At 71.0% G+C, this 19,345-nt stretch carries 15 protein-coding genes and 1 pseudogene; 6 read left to right on the plus strand and 10 right to left on the minus strand.

Translation table 11 applies throughout. The features are described 5' to 3' along the window. Nucleotides 1–198: 198 nt before the first annotated feature. Nucleotides 199–459, minus strand: a complete 261-nt coding sequence (locus tag MUY14_RS21185) for a hypothetical protein (RefSeq protein WP_247024914.1) — start codon at nucleotides 457–459, stop codon at nucleotides 199–201. A gap of 621 nt (nucleotides 460–1,080) precedes the next feature. Here MUY14_RS21185 and MUY14_RS21190 point away from each other — a divergent pair. After that, nucleotides 1,081–1,413, plus strand: a complete 333-nt coding sequence (locus MUY14_RS21190; RefSeq protein WP_247024915.1) for a helix-turn-helix domain-containing protein — start codon at nucleotides 1,081–1,083, stop codon at nucleotides 1,411–1,413. A gap of 212 nt (nucleotides 1,414–1,625) precedes the next feature. Here the strand turns inward: MUY14_RS21190 and MUY14_RS21195 are convergent, their stop codons facing one another. After that, entirely contained in the window at nucleotides 1,626–2,444 is an 819-nt protein-coding gene (locus MUY14_RS21195; RefSeq protein ID WP_247024916.1) for a GAF and ANTAR domain-containing protein, read from the minus strand. Between the two features lie 175 nt (nucleotides 2,445–2,619). Between MUY14_RS21195 and MUY14_RS21200 the strand changes: the two genes are divergently transcribed. From MUY14_RS21200 to MUY14_RS21215, 4 genes are all read left to right on the plus strand, one after another. After that, a complete protein-coding gene (locus MUY14_RS21200; protein ID WP_247024917.1) occupies nucleotides 2,620–3,027 on the plus strand; it encodes a DUF5994 family protein in 408 nt (135 codons plus the stop codon). Between the two features lie 55 nt (nucleotides 3,028–3,082). Beyond that, nucleotides 3,083–3,268 carry a hypothetical protein gene (locus MUY14_RS21205; RefSeq protein WP_247024918.1) on the plus strand — a complete coding sequence of 62 codons (186 nt, stop codon included), beginning with the start codon at nucleotides 3,083–3,085 and terminating at the stop codon, nucleotides 3,266–3,268. A gap of 75 nt (nucleotides 3,269–3,343) precedes the next feature. After that, on the plus strand, nucleotides 3,344–3,502 hold the full coding sequence (locus MUY14_RS21210; protein ID WP_247024919.1) for a DUF6307 family protein: 159 nt from the start codon (nucleotides 3,344–3,346) through the stop codon (nucleotides 3,500–3,502). A gap of 82 nt (nucleotides 3,503–3,584) precedes the next feature. Further along, nucleotides 3,585–4,028 carry a DUF6292 family protein gene (locus tag MUY14_RS21215; RefSeq protein ID WP_247024920.1) on the plus strand — a complete coding sequence of 148 codons (444 nt, stop codon included), beginning with the start codon at nucleotides 3,585–3,587 and terminating at the stop codon, nucleotides 4,026–4,028. Here MUY14_RS21215 and MUY14_RS21220 read toward each other — a convergent pair. Continuing rightward, entirely contained in the window at nucleotides 4,025–6,397 is a 2,373-nt protein-coding gene (locus MUY14_RS21220) for a ricin-type beta-trefoil lectin domain protein (protein ID WP_247024921.1), read from the minus strand. The two genes, MUY14_RS21215 and MUY14_RS21220, sit on opposite strands and share 4 nt — an antisense overlap. A gap of 27 nt (nucleotides 6,398–6,424) precedes the next feature. Then, a complete protein-coding gene (locus MUY14_RS21225) occupies nucleotides 6,425–8,386 on the minus strand; it encodes an alpha-L-fucosidase (protein WP_247024922.1) in 1,962 nt (653 codons plus the stop codon). Between the two features lie 197 nt (nucleotides 8,387–8,583). On the opposite strand from MUY14_RS21225, the gene MUY14_RS21230 reads away from it, so the two are divergent. Continuing rightward, on the plus strand, nucleotides 8,584–10,203 hold the full coding sequence (locus tag MUY14_RS21230) for a ricin-type beta-trefoil lectin domain protein (RefSeq protein ID WP_247025193.1): 1,620 nt from the start codon (nucleotides 8,584–8,586) through the stop codon (nucleotides 10,201–10,203). A 44-nt stretch (nucleotides 10,204–10,247) separates the two neighbouring features. Here MUY14_RS21230 and MUY14_RS21235 read toward each other — a convergent pair. From MUY14_RS21235 to MUY14_RS21260, 6 genes and pseudogenes are all read right to left on the minus strand, one after another. Continuing rightward, nucleotides 10,248–10,869 (minus strand): annotated as a pseudogene (locus MUY14_RS21235) (IS30 family transposase); the annotation flags it as partial. 306 nt (nucleotides 10,870–11,175) lie between these two features. Then, entirely contained in the window at nucleotides 11,176–12,633 is a 1,458-nt protein-coding gene (locus MUY14_RS21240; RefSeq protein ID WP_281506320.1) for an arabinofuranosidase catalytic domain-containing protein, read from the minus strand. A 40-nt stretch (nucleotides 12,634–12,673) separates the two neighbouring features. Then, nucleotides 12,674–13,699 (minus strand): LacI family DNA-binding transcriptional regulator, encoded by a 1,026-nt coding sequence (locus tag MUY14_RS21245; RefSeq protein ID WP_247024923.1) that lies wholly within the window; start codon nucleotides 13,697–13,699, stop codon nucleotides 12,674–12,676. A gap of 60 nt (nucleotides 13,700–13,759) precedes the next feature. Further along, nucleotides 13,760–15,106, minus strand: coding sequence for an RICIN domain-containing protein (locus MUY14_RS21250; protein WP_247024924.1), 1,347 nt, complete (start codon nucleotides 15,104–15,106; stop codon nucleotides 13,760–13,762). 35 nt (nucleotides 15,107–15,141) lie between these two features. Then, entirely contained in the window at nucleotides 15,142–16,470 is a 1,329-nt protein-coding gene (locus MUY14_RS21255) for a PHB depolymerase family esterase (RefSeq protein WP_247024925.1), read from the minus strand. Next, on the minus strand, nucleotides 16,467–19,337 hold the full coding sequence (locus MUY14_RS21260) for a PQQ-dependent sugar dehydrogenase (protein ID WP_247024926.1): 2,871 nt from the start codon (nucleotides 19,335–19,337) through the stop codon (nucleotides 16,467–16,469). The genes MUY14_RS21255 and MUY14_RS21260 overlap by 4 nt, the downstream gene beginning before the upstream one ends. Nucleotides 19,338–19,345 lie beyond the last annotated feature (8 nt).

Genomic DNA, 19,345 nt, shown 5'->3' on the forward strand with positions numbered 1-19,345 from the left:
GCCGACGAGGTGATCCCGCCGCCGGACCCGGGCGCGGAACCGGCCCCGAGCCAGCTGCCATGCCCGGTGCGCCCACCGTGGAAGCACAGCCGCCCCGCAAGGTAAACCCGCCGCCGGACCCCGGCGCGAGACCGGCCCCGAACCAGTTGCGGCACCCCGTGCGTCCACCGTGGAGACACAGCCGCCCCGCGAGGTGCCTCAGGCGCCGAGCCGGCTGTAGATCCGGCTGGCCAGCGACGCGGCCAGCTGGTTCATCGTGGCGTGCGGGTCGAGCTGCGCGAACTGCCCGAGCAGTTCCGCCGCGGCGTAGGCCTCGGCCTCCGACACCAGCGCCACGCACCGCTCCCGCCGTCCCCGGATCAGCAGCTGCTTCAGCGCTTCGGCGTACTCGTCCAGGTCACGAACCCCGTCCAGGCGATACCGCTCACCGAACGAATCCCGGAAGACCTGATCACTCATGGTGCTACGCCCTTCCCCCGCGCCGGTCCGAGATGCTCCAGAAAATCTATGCCCGCCGAAGTAGACATTCAACGGCGGGTGGGTGTAGCGTTCTCCTTGTACGAAGAGAGACAACGTCAAGCGGCGCGGGAGACGACGTAACTACCCGCGAGTGAGGCAAGACGCGAGCGGAGCACCTGCGCTCGCGAGGATCAGCAGTTGCAGTCAGTGGTAGTTGTCAGTGCAGTTGCAGGACCGGTCAGGTGGCCGGAGCCGATCGGTGAACGGGGCTCCGGGCAGTGACCAGCGGCGTGAGCGTGCTGGGACCGATCAGTGGAAGGGTTCCCGGCACGTGGCGTCCGCGGTGGTACCGAGTAAGTGGAAAACACCGGAAAGAAGGGAACGGGAGCATCATGGGATCGCCCGCAGCGGGCTGGTAGCGCCGCGCGGGTGCCGTGGTTCCATCGAGTTCGGAGGTGGTGCTCGGTCACGAATGAGCGATCCCCGCTGGTTCCGGCGATGCGCCGGACGCGGGTGCAGGAAGCCGGCGGTCGCGCCGGCGGACAATGGTGAAACCCAACCCTTGAGGACCCCGGGTGCCGTGCACGGCACCCGGGGTCCTTCGTGTGCCGTGGAGGCCGAGTGATCCCTGACCAAGAAGGACCGGCCACGCCCAGCGCGGCCGACAAGTTCGACGACGAGCACTACCCCGCCTACACCATGGGCCGCGCCGCCGACATGCTCGGCACCACCCAAGGGTTCCTGCGCAGCCTCGGCGAAGCCGGCCTGATCACCCCGCTGCGGTCCGCCGGCGGGCACCGCCGCTACTCCCGCCACCAGCTGCGCGTCGCGGCCCGCGCGCGGGAACTGGTCGACCAGGGCACCCCGATCGAGGCCGCCTGCCGCATCATCAGCCTCGAAGACCAGCTCCACGAGGCCCAGCGCATCAACACCGAACTCCGCGCCGGCGAGTGAACTTCCCCGGCCCCACCACGAAGTCCACAGTGGCCCGGCGAACGGGGTGAGCCGGGCGGTTCCGCCGGCCCGAGGTCTGGACCGGCGGAACCTGGTCCTGTCTTCCGCGCGCAGAAGACCGGACTTGGCGCCTGACTACCCATCCCGAAAAGGATTCACACCATTCGGGGGCAGCCATTGCGCTGTTCGGCTCCCCCGGCGGCCGTGGCGGCTCAGTCCTCGAGTTCGTGGTGCCGCTCGGTCAGCGTCTGCGCGAGCTCGGCCAGCTTGACGTTGAGGTCCTGCGACGTGCGGCGCAGGATGTCGAACGCCTCGTCGGCGGACACCCCGCGGCGGTGCATCAGGATGCCCTTGGCCTGGCCGATCACGTCCCGGCTGTCGATCGCCCGGCGCAGGTTCCGCTCCCGCAGCGCGGCCGCGGTGTGCGCGGCCGACCCGGCCAGCGCCAGCGAGGCGTGGGACGACAGGACCAGCGCGTGGTTCACGGCCTCGTCGCCGAACGCGCCCGTGCGCCGGCTGTAGAGGTTGATCGCACCCGGCGGCAGCTCGGCCTTGCGGTCCGGCAGCAGCGTCGTCGCCAGCAACGACCCGAACCCCAGCCGCGCGGCTCGCGTGCCGAACTCGGGGAACGCCGCCGAGCCGGCCAGGTCGTTCGTGAGGCAGTGCCCGGGCCCCTCCTGGCGGGCCGCTTCCAGACAGGGCCCCTGGCCGGTCCGGTACTGGATCCGGTCCAGCTCCTCGGCCGCTTCCCCGGTCCGGACCGGGGTGTGGAACCCGCCGTCGGCCGAGCGCATGGTGATGCTGACCAGATCGGCACCGGGAACGATCCGCAGGGCCGCGGAAACCACGCGTTCCATCGCCTCGTGCAGGGAGCCGGCTTCGAGCAGGACGGCGGCGAGCGCACCGAACCGCCGCGCGAGCGGCCCGTCGGTGTCGACGCCGCAGCGGTCCCACCCGTCACCGGCCGGTTCCGCGCCGAACGCTGCCCGATCGGCCTCCCAGTCGCCGGTCTGCGCGTCGATGTCGGTCACTCCGAGCTCCTCTTCGTCGCGCGATGACCGCGCACCGAGCCCACACCATACCGACCCCGCGAAGACGTCGTGTACGCTCAGTGGTGTCCGAGAGCATTTCGTGCGCAAGTGATCAAGCCTGCGCCGTCCTCGGCCCCAATCCGGTCGTTCACCGGCCGGAGGCGGGAGCACCGACATGCCGTCGGGCCCGAACACCACCCCCTCCGCTTCACCGGCCTCCGAAGCACGCTTGCGGCTGACGACGGCCGCGACCGGGCGCTTCGACGGCGCCTGGTGGCCCCACGCCCGTGACCTGTCCGCCGAGCTGCCCACGCTGCTCGGCGCGGTGACCGAGCGGCTGGGCCGGATCGACCGGGTCACCTACCACCTCGAGGAGTGGCCGGCACCACACCGCCGGCTCGCCTTCGACGAGGGTGTCGTCCGGCTCGAAGGGTTCCGGTCGCAAGCGGCCGGCAGCCTCACCGTGATCGGCTGGAACCGCAAGCGGCTGACGCTGGCGGTGGTCCCGCCGGAAACCGGCCCGGAGACCGCGGAACGCGTCCTCGCGGACGCGGCGAGCGGCCGCACACCGCAGCCCGCCTGAACCACGCCGCTCACACCGGCGTCCACGAAAGGAAACCCCGATCACCACTTCCACAATGGACAGCTTGCTGTTCAGCCACCCCGTCACCGAAGAATCCCGCCCCGGAGCGCTCACCGTGCCCCAGGAGGACCGCTACGGCAGCCTCTTCCGCCAGCCGGTCTACACGCCGTCGCCCGGCAGCGAGCCCGCCCCGCGGCAGCGCTCCGGTGAGGCGGCGTACGACCCGTCCGGCCGCCGCTGACCACCGGCCCCCGAGGGATGCACCCCGCCGGCACGACCGTGCCGGCGGGCACGATGGACCGGTGAAGGAATGACCATGACCACGGATGTCGCTTTCGTCTCCCGTTACGACCTGCGGATCAAGCTCGTGCAGGACGTGCTGAAGGAGAACACGGACCTGTCCGAAACCGCCTGCCAGGCGCTCGCGGTGCGGCTGCTGCACACCATCGACACCGTTCCCGAACGCATGCGGTGACGAGCGGCCCGGCCAGCTGATGCACCCACACCCGGCGGAAACCGCGCGGCAAACTGATCGGACGTCCTCTAGCGTGACCCGGATGGAGCACCCCGAACCCGACATCCGGACGCTCGAGCACGGCCTGAGACGCTACGTGGGCGCGGTGGCGAAGGCGGTCGGCATCCCGGCCGAAAGCACCACGGTCGAGATCAGCGACACCGCCACCGCCTACCTCGGGCTCCCCCGGCGCTGGCTCGACCGGCCCGACCACGACGTCATGCTGGTGTGGAGCGAACGGCGCGGCTGGTCGCTCGCGGTGGAGACCGAACCCACCGAAGCCCCGGACGTCATCGCCCACCAAGGCAGCGAAGACCTCGTGCCGGCCCCGGCCGCGGTCGCGCGGTTCGTCGCCGACATCGCCGCCGGACGGCGCTCCAGCGGAGCGAGTCCGGCGGTGACGCCGGCCACCCGGGCGTCGCTGGCCGAGCGGCTGCGGCCCTACCTCGACCCCGCGCCGGCCGGCGACCCCCGCGAACGCGGCTAGCTCCGCGTCCACTTCTGGCCGCTGCCGCCGGTGCAGGTCTGCAGGGTCACCGGTGTGCTGTTGCCGGTGCCGCCCGGGGTGAGGCACAGTCCGGATTGGACGCCGGTGATCGTCCCGTCGGCGGCGGCGTTCCACTGCTGGTTGGCCCCGCCCGTGCAGTCCCAGATGATCGCCCGCGTGCCGGCGGTGGTGCCCTGGCTCTCGGCGTCGAGGCACTTGCTCCCGTAGACCTGGAGCTGCTTGCCCGAGGTGAGGGTCCACTGCTGGTTGCCGCCGCCGTTGCAGTCCCACAGCGTCACCTGCGTGCCGTTGGTCTGCGACACGTTGGGGACGTCCAGGCAGCGGCCGGATCCGGTGTTGCGCAGCACGGACGTCGACCCGCCGCCCGAGCCGGCGACGGCGAGGTTGTCGAACTGCGCGGTCTCCCCCACGCTCGTGCCGATGCCGACCTGGCCGGCCGGGAAGGTGCTGTCGGTGATCGTGCCGAGCACGGTGCCGTCGACGGAGGCGGTGATGGTGCTGCCGGAGAAGCCCAGTGACAGCTTGTGCCAGCTGCCGGTGCCGGGCGCGGCCGTCGTGCCGGTGCGCAGGGTCGTGTTCTGCTGGCTGGTGTTGTTGCGCCGGATCGACCACGCGCCCGTGTCGCTCACCCGGAAGTAGTACGCGTTCAGCGCGCCCTGGTTGCCCGTGTCCTGAGAGCCGGCCCGGCCGAGCAGCTCGACGTAGCCGGATTTCTCCAGCAGCACGTCCGTGCTGAGCGTGTAGTTGCTCCAGGCGATGTTGCCCAGCAGCGCGTAGGGATCGACGAACTTCTTCCACGGGATCGTCTTCTGCGTCGCGGCCTGGCGCACGCACGTGCCCGCGCGGCCGGCACCGCAGGCGGCGGTCTCGAACGCGCCCTCCATGTCCATCAGGTACTTGGCTTCCTTGCCCTTCGCGTACCCCTCGAAGTCGTCGCTGTAGGGCAGGTTCAGCGAGCCCTGCGGCGCGCCGGCCGCCGTGCCCTTGCCCTGACCGGTGGTGGTCGTGATGGAGTAGAGGTAGCCGGGCTGGACGTTCAGCGAGAAGGCGCCGCCGGACGGCGTGATGTCGGTGCTGTGCACGAAGTGGTCGGCCGGGTTGTTCGAGTTGAGGTTGGTCGCCCACACGTGCACCTGGCCGGTGGACAGGCCGCCGGTGACGTTCAGGTTCAGCGTCTGGGCCGACGTGGCGTCCATCGTCTCGATGACCGTGCTGTAGTCGGTGTTGTTCGGCGACTTGAGCGAGACGTAGCTGCCGTTGGCGCGGTTGCCGCCGAGGTAGCCGCTGGAGGAGTCGAGATACTTCCAGCCGGGCGCGGTGAACTGCGTCGTGTGTGCCAGCGCCCAGGCGTCCTTGCCGACCGAGTAGTACCCCGACCACGGCTGGTTGGCCAGGACCAGCCCCACGGTCGGCCACGGGATGTTCGGCGTGACGGCGGCGATCAGGTCCCAGTTGAGGTAGGCGGTCATCTTGCCGTCGAGGTAGACGCGGTTGATCCCGCGGGCCAGCGGCTTGGCGCCGTCGTTGTAGTCCTGGGAGCCGTTTTCGCTGGACCACAACGTCTTCCCGGTGTTGGTGACGTTGGCCGGCACGCTGCAGGAGGTCTGCGCGCTGAGGTAGCCGCAGGTGTAGTGGGCACTCAGCACGTCGGTCGCGTTGCGGTACGCCGTGTTCGTCGAGATCGCGCTCGCCGGTCCCCAGTCCCCCGGCCACGAGTCACCGGAGATGACTTTGACGGCGCTGTACCCGTTGGCGTTGAGGGCATTGCGGAGGGTCACGGTCCAGTCGGCGCTCCACTGCTTCTCGTTCTGGACGCTCGTGAGGTAGTCGAGGGTGAGCCCGTGCTGCTTGGCGCACCCCAGCCACGACAGGTAGTAGTCCGTCAGGTCGGTGGAGAAGAAGGTGCCGTTGCCGATCCAGCCCGGTGCGCCCCAGGGCAGGCCCACGAGCTTGATACCGGGGTTGCGCGCCTTCGCCTGTTCCATGAGCCACCACTCGTACCCGCGGTTGCAGTCGAGGTCGCCGCGGAAGTGGGCGTGGCTGGGCTCGGCGCCACTGGTGGAGTTGGTGTCCCCGCCCATTTCCACCTTGAGGATCTGCAGGGCGGCGCCGTAGCCGGGCTTGAACAGGTAGTCCAGGATCTGGCCGCGCTGCGGCTCGGGGTAGTCGATCAGCAGCCTGCTGTTGCCCCCGCCGCCGCTGACCGCGCCGACGCCGTCGAACGTCCGGCCGGCCGAACTCCCGTTGACGGTGATCGAGGTGGCGGCCTGCGCCGCCGGTGCGGCGGCCACCAGTCCCGCCGCCAGGACGACGGCCGCGGCCATCGCCGCTCGTACCCTTCCGCGCATGGTCTTTCTCTCCTGTCGAGGACGGGCTCAGACGGCCGTGACGGTCCACTGGTTGTTGGTGCTGCTGTTCGGTGCCCACAACACGACGGCCGAGCCGGCCGCGGTGCTGCCCGCGCCGTCGAGTGCCGTGCCGGTGGCGCGGTTGACGATCTGGTAGCGCCCGGTGCCGGTGCCGGTCAGCCGCCACTGCTGGTTGTCGCTCCCCGTCCAGGCCGCCTGCACGGCGTTGACGCCGTTGCCGGTGCGGCCGCCGCTGTCGGCGACCATCCCGTTGGTGCGGTTGACGATCCGGTGGTACCCGGTGCCGAGGTCGACCAGCTGCCAGTGCAGGTTGGTGGAGCCGTCGTAGGACCACTGCTTGAGCACCGATCCGGACGCGACGGTGCCGCCGCTGTCGAGCACGAGCCCGGTCGTGGCGTTCGCGATCCGCACCCAGCCCGTGGTCGCCGGGCCGGGGATCTGGCCGGCGAAGGTCAGTTTCACCACGTACGCCGGGGCGCTGAACGGCGCGCCGGACGACGGCATCCGGATGTGCAGCCCGGAACCGTCCTGCGTGCGGTCGGGCAGGTCGGTGTAGGACCCGGCGGTGGTGCCGAGCAGCTGCACCGTCTTCAGCGAGGCGAGGTCGATCCGGCTCGAGCCGAGTGTCGTGACGTCGAGCGTCGCGCCCGGCCAGCCCAGGACCGTGGCGTACAGGACGGTGCCGTCCTTGCTCCGGGTGAACCGGATGTCGCGGTTGGTGCCTTCGCGCGGCGTGGTGAAGGACCCGCCGCCCATCTGCGTCGGGCCTTCGCCGTAGACCGACCACGCGCGCGTCGCGTAGATCGACTCGCCGAAGCGGCCGAGGTAGTCGCCGATGCCGAGCAGGATCGTGCGCTGCCCGGCCGGGATGGTGCCGTCGGCCGTCGGCGCGATGTTCAGCAGCATGGTGCCGTTCTTGCTGACGCGGTCGATCAGCGCGTGCAGCATCGCCTTCATCGAGTAGTAGCCGATGCCGGTCGTGTAGCACCAGCTGGAGGAGGAGATGCTGTCGTCGGTCAGCCAGTACGGGTTCTGGATGTCCCCCGGCCCGCCGCGCTCGAAGTCGAAGACCTCGCCCCGGTTGTCGAAGCCGTCCTTGTAGGTCGCGACGACGTCCTTGTTCCACGCGACGGCCTGGTTGTAGTAGTGCGCCAGGAAGTTCAGCCGCCGCGACTCGTCGACGCGGGGCAGGTTGAAGTCCTGCCAGAGCAGGTCCGGCTGGTAGCCGTCGACGACTTCGGCGAGTTTGTCGTACCACAGCTGGTTTTCCGCCGCCGACCCCAGCTGCCCGTACAGCTTGCGCAGACCGGCGTCCGACTGCGCGGGAACGTGGTCGTAGTAACCGGTGAAGTGGTAGGCGTGGTGCAGCGACACCATGAACTTCAGGCCGCGGGCGCGGATCGCGTCGGCGTGCAACCGCACCAGGTCCAGCCGCGGCCCCTTGGCGACCGAGTTCCACTCGTTGACGGCGCTGTTCCACATCGAGAAGCCGTCGTGGTGTTCGGCGACCGGCCCGGCGAACCGGGCACCGGCGTCGGCGAACAGCTGCGCCCATTCGGCGGGGTCGAAGTTCCCGCCCGCGGACCTGAGCTTCGGTGCGAACTGGACCCAGTTGCCCGCCTTGTCCCGGGCTCCGTTGACGAAGTTGTGGTACGGCCACGCCGACGGGTCGCCGTACACGGCTTTGTGGTGGTTGTTCTCCGCCGAGCCGCCGACGCACATGTTGCGCGGGTACCACTCGTTGCCGAACGCGGGCACGCTGAAGACGCCCCAGTGGAAGTAGATGCCGAACTTGGCGTCCTGGAACCATTCCGCGGCGGGCGGGTGCTGGTCGACCGACGACCAGGCGGGCGTGTAGCTGCCCGGCCCGGCCGTGGCCCCGGCGGTGCCGCCGCGCAGGAGGCCGGCCGCCGCGGCACCGCTGACGGTGATCAGGCCCAGCACGGTGCGACGGCTGAACGAGGACATGTCGGAAAGCCTCCTCGGAATCGAGCGGCGATGCGGAAGTTAACGCTAACAGCAAACCCGCCGTCGTTCTGAAACTTTCACGACTTCCGTTCGTTCGGCGGAACACCTTGCCAGGTCGGGAAATCCGGGTATTGCCCCGTCCGGAACCGTCCGGCGAAGGTGAACACCGCGAACCGACCCTCGGGAAAGGGACGATGATGCCCGCACGAAAGCGACGACGGATTGCGTACCTGTTCACCGCCGTGGCGGTGGCCGCCACGGCCTGGTCACCACCGGCCACGGCCGCACCCGGCAGCCCGGCGCTCACCCCGCCGCTCGGCTGGAACAGCTGGAACAGCTTCGGCTGCGGGGTCAGCGAAAGCGCGGTCCGCCAAGCGGCCGACGCGATGGTCTCCTCGGGGATGAAGGACGCGGGCTACCAGTACGTGGTCGTGGACGACTGCTGGTTCGACCCGCAGCGCGACAGCCAGGGTGCCCTGCGCGCCAGCCCGTCGAAGTTCCCCGGCGGAATGCAGGCGCTGGGCGACTACATCCACAGCCGCGGCCTCAAGTTCGGGATCTACCAGGTGCCGACCGACCGGACCTGCGCCCAGCGGACCGGCACCTACCCCGGCTCCACCGGCAGCGCGGGCCACGAGACCCAGGACGCCCGCACCTTCGCGTCGTGGGGTGTCGACTACCTCAAGTACGACTGGTGCTCCCCCGCCGGGACCCGCGACGAGCAGGTCGCCCGGTTCACCGTGATGCGCGACGCGCTGCGCGCCACCGGCCGCCCGATCGTCTACAGCATCAACCCCAACAGCTACCACGCGATCACCGGCGACAAGTACGACTGGGGCCAGGTCGCCGATCTCTGGCGCACCACCGAAGACCTGCTCGACATCTGGCAGAACGGCAACACCAACAGCTACCCGATGGGTGTGGGCAACGTCCTCGACGTCACCGCCCCGCTGGCCGCGCAGGCCGGTCCGGGGCACTGGAACGACCCGGACATGCTCGTGGTCGGCCGGCCCGGGCTGTCGCTGACCGAGTCCCGGGCCCACTTCGCCCTGTGGGCCCTGATGGCCGCGCCGCTGATGGCGGGCAACGACATCCGCACCATGTCCGCCGACGTCGGGGCGATCCTGCGCAACCCCCGGCTGCTGGCGGTGGACCAGGACCGGCTCGGCGCCGGCGGCCGGCGGGTGCGCGACGACGGCGACGTCGAGGTCTTCGCCAAGCCCCTGTCCGACGGGTCGGTGGCGGTCGGCCTGCTCAACCGCGGGAGCGCGACGACGACCGCCGGCACGACCGCCGCGCAGATCGGCCTGTCCGGCACCGCGTTCACCCTGACCGACCTGTGGACCGGCACCACCTCGACGACCACCGGCGCGATCAGCGCGAGCGTGCCGGCGCACGGGATCGCCGCCTACCGGGTGTCCGGCGGTTCCCCGCGGGCCGCCACGACGTCCCGGTTGCGGGGCACGGGATCGGGCCGCTGCCTCGACGTCGAGAACGCCTCGACGGCCGCCGGCGCGGGCACGGTGATCTGGGACTGCCAGACCGCGGCGAACCAGCTCTGGACCACCTGGGACACCGGTGAGGTCCGCGTGTTCGGCGACAAGTGCCTCGCCGGCACCACCAGCGGCGCCCGCGTGCTCAGCCGGCCGTGCACCGGGCAGGACGACCAGAAGTGGACGTTCGCCCAGGACGGGACGATCCGCAACGGTCAGTCGGGGCTCTGCCTGGACGCCGAAGGCGCGGCCACCGCCAACGGGACCCGCGTGCTCCTGTGGACCTGCAACGGGCAGGCCAACCAGCGGTGGGCGCGCGCCTGACCCCTCCCGGACCGGCCGGGTCGTGAGCGGGAAACGTGGGTGTTTCAAGTGGTTGCCGCAACAGACCCTTGAGTAGACAGTAGCTGGTTGAGTCGCTCGGCTGGGGTGTCCCAGCCGAGCGTCTTACGAGCACGACCGTAAGTACTGACGCAGCAGGCCGTTGGTGTTCTCATTCGACCCGCGCTGCCAGGGTGAATGCGGGTCGCAGAAGTAGATCGCCATCTCGGTGGCCATCGTGATCGTGGCGTGCCGGGCCATCTCGGTGCCCTGATCCCAGGCCAGCGACCGGCGCAACTCCTGCGGCAACCACCGGATCATGGCGATCATCGCCTCGGCCACCGCGGCGGCGTCTTTGCCCTCGGGCAGGTGCAGCAGCAGGCAGAACCGGGTGGTGCGCTCGACCAGGGTGCCGATGACCGACCGGCTGTCCTTGCCGACGATCAGGTCGCCTTCCCAGTGCCCCGGGACGGCCCGGTCGGCGGCCTCGGCCGGCCGGGCGGAGATCGGCACCATCCCGGTGATCTTGCCTGCGCGGGTGCGGCGCCCGTCGGGGGTGCGCTGGGGTGCGCGGATCGCGCGTCCGGTGCGCAGGCAGGCGATCAGCCTGGCAGCGATCTGTTGCGGGGACCACCGGGCGGTCAGGTCCTGCTGGACTCGGTCGTGCAGGACCATGATTTCTTCGCGTTCGCCAGGGACAGATAGCGGCCCGAGCAGGCTGATGGCGCGTTGGTGATCACGCCGCCAGCCTGCTCGGATCTGGTCCCAGAACGCCACCCGGACGTCGCGGGGCAGTCAGCGTCGACGGTTTTCTGCCATGGCAACACCTCCAGTGTCAGGTGTTGCGACGACCGCTAGAACCCGAGGGGTTCCAACCCTCCTAAACACTCACGACCCCAGGGGAACGGAGACGGGGTGGGAGCGGCCGCCCGATCGACCGGTCCCACCCCGCTCTCCCCGCGGGTGCAGCGGCCCTCAGCGGTAGCCGGCGGCGACCACGTTGGCCTGCACCGCGTTCTCGGTCGCGTCGGACGGGTAGCCGGCGACCATCGCTCCCTCGTAGAACGTCCCCGCGCTGAGGTTGGCGCCGCCGCCGGGCTTGCAGCAGTCGCCGCCGCTGCCCAGGACGATCGCCCCCTGCTTCTTCATCGGGCTGTACCCGTTCGGGAGGCCGCCGTCCCACAGGGTGGTGAGACCGCCGGCCTGGGCGTCGCTGCCCTTGAGGGCGAACCGCGAAGTCCCGTTGTTCTTCAGCACCGCCGTGACGAACTTGCTCGTGAACGCCCGCTGGTTCGGGTTCCACGTCTGGCTGCCGCCGGGGTAGAGCCCCCACTCCAGGTCGCCCTGCACCCACGGGCCGGTGCCGGAGCAGCCGCCGAACCAGCACTGCTTGCCGAAGTTGATCGCGTCCATGGCGCCGGCGGCGTCGGCCTTCCTGGTCGTTTCGCTGTTGCCGTAGTCGAAGCAGCAGCCGCTGTTGACGTGCGTCCCGCTGGTCACCATGTACATGCCCTCGGGCGCGCTGCCGGTGGGCACGCCGGTCAGGTGCCCGTCGCGCCAGTAGCTGTTGCCCGGGTTGATGTAGAGCGAGTACGCCTTCCGGCCGCCGACCGTCAGGGACTCCGAGGTCGCCTTCGCGGGACTGCTCTGGCTGGAGCCGGGGACCACGCTCGAGCCCTGGTACCACAGGTCGTTGCCCCGGCCGGACTGGTCGTAGACCACCGTGACGACGCAGGAAGTCCCGGTGCAGAAGGAATCCTGGGCCGAAGCGTCGGCGGCGCCGCCCGCGGCCACCACGCCGACGTCGCGGGTCGCGTTGTCGGACGCGCGCCGGACCTGGTACAGGTTTCCGCCGTAGGAGCCGTAAAGCGCGCGCACGGTGCTGTGCGCGGCGACGCACGGTGTCCCGCCCGAGGCGTAGATGTCGCACGGGCCCGCCCCCGAGGGCGGTGTGCTCCCGGTGCTCCACCGCTGGTTGCTCTGGCCGTGGCAGGTCCAGAGGATGACCGCGGTGCCGTTGGCCGTGCCGGCCCCGGTGACGTCGAGGCAGAGCCCGGACTGGACGCCGGTGACCGTCCCGTCGGAGTTCTGCCGCCACTGCTGGTTCGCCCCGCCGGTGCAGGACCAGATGATCACCGCCGTCCCCGGCGCGGTCCGGTTGCCGTAGGCGTCCACGCACCGCGTCCCGTTCAGCGCCCGCAGCTCACCGGCGGCGGTGAACTCGAAGGCCTGGCTCGCCTGGCCGGTGCAGTCCCGGATCTCCAGCGCGGTGCCCGGCGTGTCGACGCCGCCCTGGACGTTCAGGCACCGGCCCGACGCCACGCCGGTCAGCGCCGTCGCGGCCGCGGACGCCGGCGTCGCGCCGGTCAGCGCGGCCGCCACCATCGCGGCCAGGACCAGTACGGCCCGCACCGCGTTGACTCGAGTGGTCACGAATCCTCCTAGGGGCAACTGAGTGTTAGCGTTAACACAATCAAGCGGAAGCGCGCAGGACCAGCTCGGTGTCCAGCACCGCGCAACACGGAGTGGCCGAGCCCCCGAGCATCGCGAGCAGCTCGTCGGTCATCCGCGCGCCCATCTCCTCGATCGGCTGGCGCACGGTGGTGAGCGGCGGATCCGTGCGCAGGCCGATCGGCAGGTCGTCGAACCCGATGACGGCGACGTCGGCGGGTACCCGGCGACCGGCGCGGTGCAGCGCACGCAGCGCGCCGACCGCCATCATGTCCGAAGCCGCGAAGATGGCGTCGACGTTCGGCCGGCGCTCCAGCAGGCGCGCGGTCGCCTGCTGGCCGGACGCCTGGCCGAAGTCCCCGAAGACCACCAGCCCCCGGTCACCGTGCCCGGCACCCACCACGGCCTGCCGGTAGCCCAGCAGCCGGTCCACGCCCGCGGTCATGTCCTGCGGCCCGGCGATCGTCGCCACCGACCGCCGCCCCGCGTCGAGGAGCCGCTGGGTCGCCCGCTCGGCGCCGCCGCGGTTGTCCACGTCGACGTAGGAGAACCGGCCCGGCTCCCCCGCGCACACCGGACGGCCGCCGAACACCACCGGGATCCCGAGCCAGCCCAGGTCGAGCGGGCGGCGCCCGTGCATCCCGACGACGAGCGCCCCGTCGACGTGACCGCCGTCGAGGTAGCGCACCACCGGCGCCTGGTAGTCCTCCGTCGCGGGCACGGTCAGCAGCACCAGCTGCAGCCCCGCCGCGGTCAGCTCCCGCCCCGCACCCGCGGCGATGCGGGCGAAGAACGGGTCGGCGAACAGCCGCAGGACCTCTTCGCACACGACCAGCGCGACCGATCCGGTCGGTCCCGCCGCCCCTCGCGCGGCCCGCTGGCGGGCGTAGCCGAGCGCCGACATCGCGGACTCGACCTGCTTGCGCGTTTTCGGCCGGACCCGGGGAAAGCCGTTGAGCACGCGGGACGCGGTGGCGGTGGACACCCCCGCCGCTCGCGCGACGTCGGCCAGGGTCGGACGGAATTCGGGTGACTCGGCGATGGACACGGTGGCTCTCCCAAGACGTCGTTGTCTTCGCGGGCTCGCTCGAGGATATCGCCGGGTGCCTCAGGTGCGCTGAACCCGGAACCGCTGGTTGGCACCGCCCGACGGCGTCCACTGGGAAATCCGGGCGCCGTCGGCGGTCGAAGCTCCCCACACGTCCATCGCGAGGCCGCTCAGCCGGTTGACCAGGCCGACCACGCCCCCGCCCTGGTCGGTCACCCGCCACTGCTGGGCGGCGGCGCCGGAGTCCGGCTGCTGGCTGATGTCGGCGCCGGTGGCCGAACTCGCCACCTGCAGGACCAGGCCGCTGTGGTGGGCGCGGATGCGGTAGTAGCCGTCGCCGGAGTCGAGGAAGTCGAACTGCTGGTTCTGGCCGCCGGTCGCGGGCCACTGCTGCAGCAGCGCGCCGGCCGCGGTGGAGACGCCGCTGATGTCGAGGAGCTTGCCGCTGTGTTCGGCCGCGAGGGTGTAGTTCACGCCGACCTGCACCGGCGACCCGGACGGCGGGGTCGACGAATCGAACTGGGTGATGAACTTCCAGACCTCGCCGGACGTCCAGGTCTGCCAGCCGCTGCAGGTGCACCCGTCGCGCGGGCCGGGGTCGTGGCCGCCGTCGAAGGCGGCCCAGACCACCGGGTACCCGGCCCGGCAGCCGGAGTAGGCCGTGACGATGTGGGTGTGGCTGCCGCTCGAGGGCTCCGGCGGGTTCTGCGCGGTGCAGCCGTTGTTCCGGACGAACTGGTCGCGCAGCGAGCGGCCGGACGCGATCGGCAGGACGTTGTCGCCGATGCCGTGCATCCCGATGTAGGCGACCGCCTGGGTGCCGCCGGCGCACCCGCTGAGGTTCGCCCCGGAGTAGACCGCGACCGCGCGGAAGACGGCGGGCCGGGCGCAGGCGAGCGCGTAGCTCATCGCGCCGCCGTAGCTGAACCCGCCGGCGAAGACCTGGGAGGTGTCGACGCACAGCGCGTTCTCGAGCTGCCTCAGCAGGTCGTCGACGAACGTGACGTCCTGGCCGCCGGGGTTGGCCCAGCCGTTGCCGTTGCCCTGCGGCGCCACGAAGATCGTGGTGTTGCCCGCGGTGTCGGCGAGCCGCCGGAGCCCGTAGTAGGACCAGTTGTAGCCGTCGGTCCCACCCGAGTCGACGTCGTTGGCCGTGCCGCCGCGCCAGTGCAGCCCGACGAACAGCCGGTAGGCGTGGCTGCTGTCGTAGTTCGCGGGGACCCGCAGGATGTAGCTGCGGTTCTGGCCGCCGCTGGAGATCGTGTGGCTGCCACTCGCCAGCCCGGGGGCGGCTCCGCAGCCCGCGGTGCCCGCGGCGGGGGCGGCGGCTTGCGCGGTCCCGGCCCCGGACATCGCCACCAGCGCCCCGATCGCGGCGGACGCGAACAGACGTCTGAACTTCACCATCGCGCGAGCTCCTTTCTCGTCACAGGGGACGCCGATCAGGTCCGGGTCCACTGCTGGTTCGTGGCGTGGGTGCAGGTCCCGAGCCGAACGGCGGCGCCGTTGGCGGTCGAGGCTGCTTCGAGGCAGAGCCCCGATTGCGGCGCGGTGATCGTGCCGTCCGCGTTGACCTGCCACTTCTGGTTCGCCCCGCCGTGGCACGCCCAGATGATCGCGGCCGTGCCGGCGCTGGTCCCGCCGCCTTCGGCGTCCAGGCAGCGGAGGGTGTCGCCGGAGTAGACGGTCAGTTCCCCGGCCGCGGTGGCCGTCCACGACTGGTTCGCGCCGCCGTGGCAGTCCCACAGCTGCAGCCGCGTCCCCTGCGTGGCCGACTGGCCGGGTACGTCCAGGCACCGCCCGGCCGCGACCGACCGCACCGGGCTCCCGGTGGGTGCGCTCCCACCCGTGCTGTCGAGGCCGAGGAAGGAGATCGCGTACGCGAGCATCCCGTTCTGCGGCAGGGTGTGCCCGGTGCCCGCGATGGTGATGCCCTCGACCGGGGCCTGGGCGCCGGTGCCGCCGTAGCGGTTCCGCGTCCACGACGACTGCGGGTGGTCGGTGGCGGACGGCGTCTGGCTCAGCCCGCGCAGGGCGGTCCACTGCTTGATCTCTTCGCCGTAGTTCGGGTACGCCAGGGTGGTGTCCTGGTTCCCGTGCCACAGCTGCATCCTCGGGTAACCGCCGGAGTAGCCGGGGTACATCGCGTGGGCCTGATCGGCCCACTGCTGCGCGGACTTGACGACGTTCCCGCCCGCGCACTGGCTGTTCCACAGCGAACCGTCGGTGGTCGCGAAGCACCCGGCCGGCACGCCGGAGAACGCGGAAGCGGCGGAGAAGACGTCCGGGTACTCGGCGGCGAGGACGTTCGTCATCATGGCTCCCGATGAGAAGCCGCTGACCACGATCCGGCCCGGGTCCACGTTGTAGTGCTGGCGGGTCCAGGCGACCATCGCCATGATGCCGGTGGAGTCGCTGCCGCCGTCGCGGGTCAGGCCCGCCTTCGTGGAGACGTCGAAGCAGTGCCCGTCACGCGTCGCTTCGGGTACGACGACGAGGTAGCCGTACCGGTCGGCCGCCGTCGCGTAGTCGTGCCCGTTGCCGTTGAAGATCGCGCCCGCCGAACCGCTGCAGTAGTGCACGAGCACGAGCAGCGCCGGCTTGGCCGCCGGCTTGTCGGGCACGTAGAGGTACATGCCGAGGTTGGTCGGGTTGGCGCCGAAGCCGGTCACTCGGGTCAACGCGGCGGCCGACGCCGGGCCGGCGGTCAGCGCCACCGTCAGGGGCAGCAGGAGCAGCGTCGCGAGCAGGACGCGGATCACGTGTCTCATCGGAGGCTCCACTGCTGGTTGGCGGCCTGCGTGCCACAGGACCAGAGGATGATCTTCGTGCCGTTGGCCGTGCCCTGGGCGTTCGCGTCCACGCACAACCCCGACTGGACACCGGTGATGGTGCCGTTCGCGTTGACGTTCCACTGCTGGTTCGGCTGGCCGGTGCAGTCCCAGATGATCACCTGCGTGCCGTTGGCGGTGCCCTTGCCGGACGCGTCGAGGCACTTGTTCCCGTAGACCGTCAGCTGTTTCCCGCTCGTCGGGGTCCACTGCTGGTTGGCGGCCTGGCTGCCGCAGTCGCGCAGCTGGACCTGGGTGCCGTTCGCCGTCGAGGAGTTCGGCACCTCCACGCACCGGCCGGACTGCGTGCCGACGATCTGCTTCCCCGACGGCGGCGGGGTTCCCGGCAGGCCGACCCCGGCGCCGGTGTAGTGGATCCAGTTGACGTTGAACAGGTACGCGGCTCCGGTCTGGCCGGCGGGGTTGCGGGCGACGAAGTACAGCGTGCCGGTGCCGGTCGGGGGGTTGCTCAGGCCGGCGGTGAAGTCCTGCCAGTTCTGCCAGCCCCCGGTCCCGGTGATCGGCACCGAGGCGACCAGCGCGCCGTCCGGGGCGTTGCGGTGCACCTCCAGCGTGCCGCCGGACCCGCCCGAGGACGCCCGGACCTCGAGGCCGGTGACGCCGTTCAGCGCGAGCGGGTCGACCGACCACCAGTCGCCGTCCTGGATGAACGCCGCGCTGCTGCCGCCGCCCATCGGGTCGGTGGCGGCCTCCACGGTGACGCCCGCGGTGTCGGTGCCCTTCCCGTCGGCGGTGCGGCCGGTGGCGGTGTAGAACTCCGCCTGCTTGTGCTTGGGCTGCAGGATCACCTGCGTGCGGCCGGTGATCGGGTTGGCGCCACCGGACCCGCCCTTGTCGGTGTAGGACGCCTCGAGGACGTAGAAGATGTTGTCGTTCTCGCTGTGCCCGGACGAAAGCGTGGTCTGGATCGACGCGGTGCAGCCGGGGTACTGGTCGAGCGGGTGGCCGTGCTCGTCGTGGCCGAGGTAGGCCTGGACGGTCACCTGCCCGCAGTCGACCGTCCCGTCCTCGGGGTCGGTGACCGTGACGGCGACGTTCACCTTGTCGCCCCAGTCGAACACCCCGCCGCTCGGTGGCGTGGTGAAGGTGAGGGTGGGTGCCGTGTTGCCGGCGGTGACGGTGACGCTCGCGGTCCCGGTGGCGCCCGCCGAATTCGTCACGGTGAGCACCGCGGTGTAGTTGCCGGCGGCGTAGGTGTGACCCGGGTTCGCCGCGGTCGAGGTGGTGCCGTCACCGAAGTTCCACGAGTAGCGCAGCGCGGAGCCGCCGGAGTCGGCCGAGCCGGCGCTGCTGAAGTTCACGGTGAGCGGGGCCGGGCCGCTGGTGCGGTCCGCGGTGGCCTTCGCGACCGGCGCGGCCGAGCCGCCGCCGAGGTAGTCGACGCGGTCGATGGACGCGTCGCTGTTGCCGCCGCCGTACCCGGTCCCCCACTCGATGACGTAGAGCGCGCCGTCCGGGCCGAACTTGAAGTCCATCGGCCGGTTGAACTTCACCGACGGCAGCAGCGGGTCGATCGAGGTGACGTTCGTGCCGTTCCCGTCGAGCTGGAAGGTGTACATCGCGCTGGTGTTCCACTCGGCGAAGACCGCGCGGCCGTCGAAGTCCACCGGCCACTTGCGGGTGGAGGCGAGGTTCGGGTCGAACCGGTAGACCGGGCCGGCCATCGGCGCGCCGCCGGACAGCTGCGGGAAGTGCGCCGGGTCGGCCTGGTAGTGGTAGTAGACCTGGGCCGGGATCGCGGGCGGCAGCTTGGTCAGGCCGGTGTTGTTGGGCGAGCTGTTGGTGGGACCGCCGGCGCAGTCGAACTGCGCGCCGGACGCGCCGGTGGCGAAGTTGTACTGGTGGTAGGCCAGGTTCGGGCCGACGCAGAACGGCCAGCCGGCGTTGCCGGGCTTGCTCACGACGTCCCACTCGACGGTGTTCTGCGGGCCGCGGGTGGAACTGGCGTTGGGCGCGTCGGGGCCGTAGTTGGCCACGAGGGGGTAGCCGGTCTTGGGGTCGAGGCCCATCCGGAACGGGTTGCGCTCGCCCATCGTGTAGATCTCCGGGCGGGTGTTCGCGGTGCCGGGGGCGAACAGGTTGCCCGACGGGATCGTGTAGCTCCCGTTGGTTTCCGGGTGGATCCGCAGGACCTTGCCGGACAGGCTGTTGGTGTTGCCCGCGGTGCGTTCGGAGTCCCAGTACGCGCGCCCCGAGCGCTGGTCGAGCGGGCTGTACCCGTCGGAAGCGAACGGGTTGGTGTTGTCCCCCAGCGACAACCACAGGTTCCCGTTCTTCTTGTCGATCACCAGGCCCGCGCCGTGGTGGCAGCATTCCGCGCGCTGCACCGGGACGTCCAGCACGACCTTCTCGGTCGACTGGTCGATCGTGTCGCCGCTGACGGTGAACCGGCTCAGGCGGTCGACGTTGCCGGCGTTGTTCGGCGAGTAGTAGACGTAGATCCACTGGTTGGTCGCGAACCCGGGGTCGAGCCCGATGTTGAGCCCGCCGGACTCGTTGGCCGTGAAGACGTTCAGGTGCGTCGCGAGGACCGCGGTGCCGTTGGGCTTGACGACTTTGACGTCACCGAGGCGGTCGATGTAGAACACCCGCCCGTCCGCCGCCACGTCCATCGCCATCGGGTTGCCGGTTTCGGTGTGCAGCGTGACCTTCTGGAACTTCGAGTCCGGCGGCAGCGCCGCCGCGGCCGCCGGGCCGACCGGGGTCGTGAGCACCGGGACCAGGGCGGCGGCCAGGACCCCGGCCACCGCCAGCGCGCCGCGGCGCAGCGCGGAAAATCCGGACATGACGAGCT

Origin of the sequence: Amycolatopsis sp. FBCC-B4732, from assembly GCF_023008405.1 — a bacterium.
Taxonomy (GTDB): Bacteria; Actinomycetota; Actinomycetes; order Mycobacteriales; family Pseudonocardiaceae; genus Amycolatopsis; species Amycolatopsis pretoriensis_A.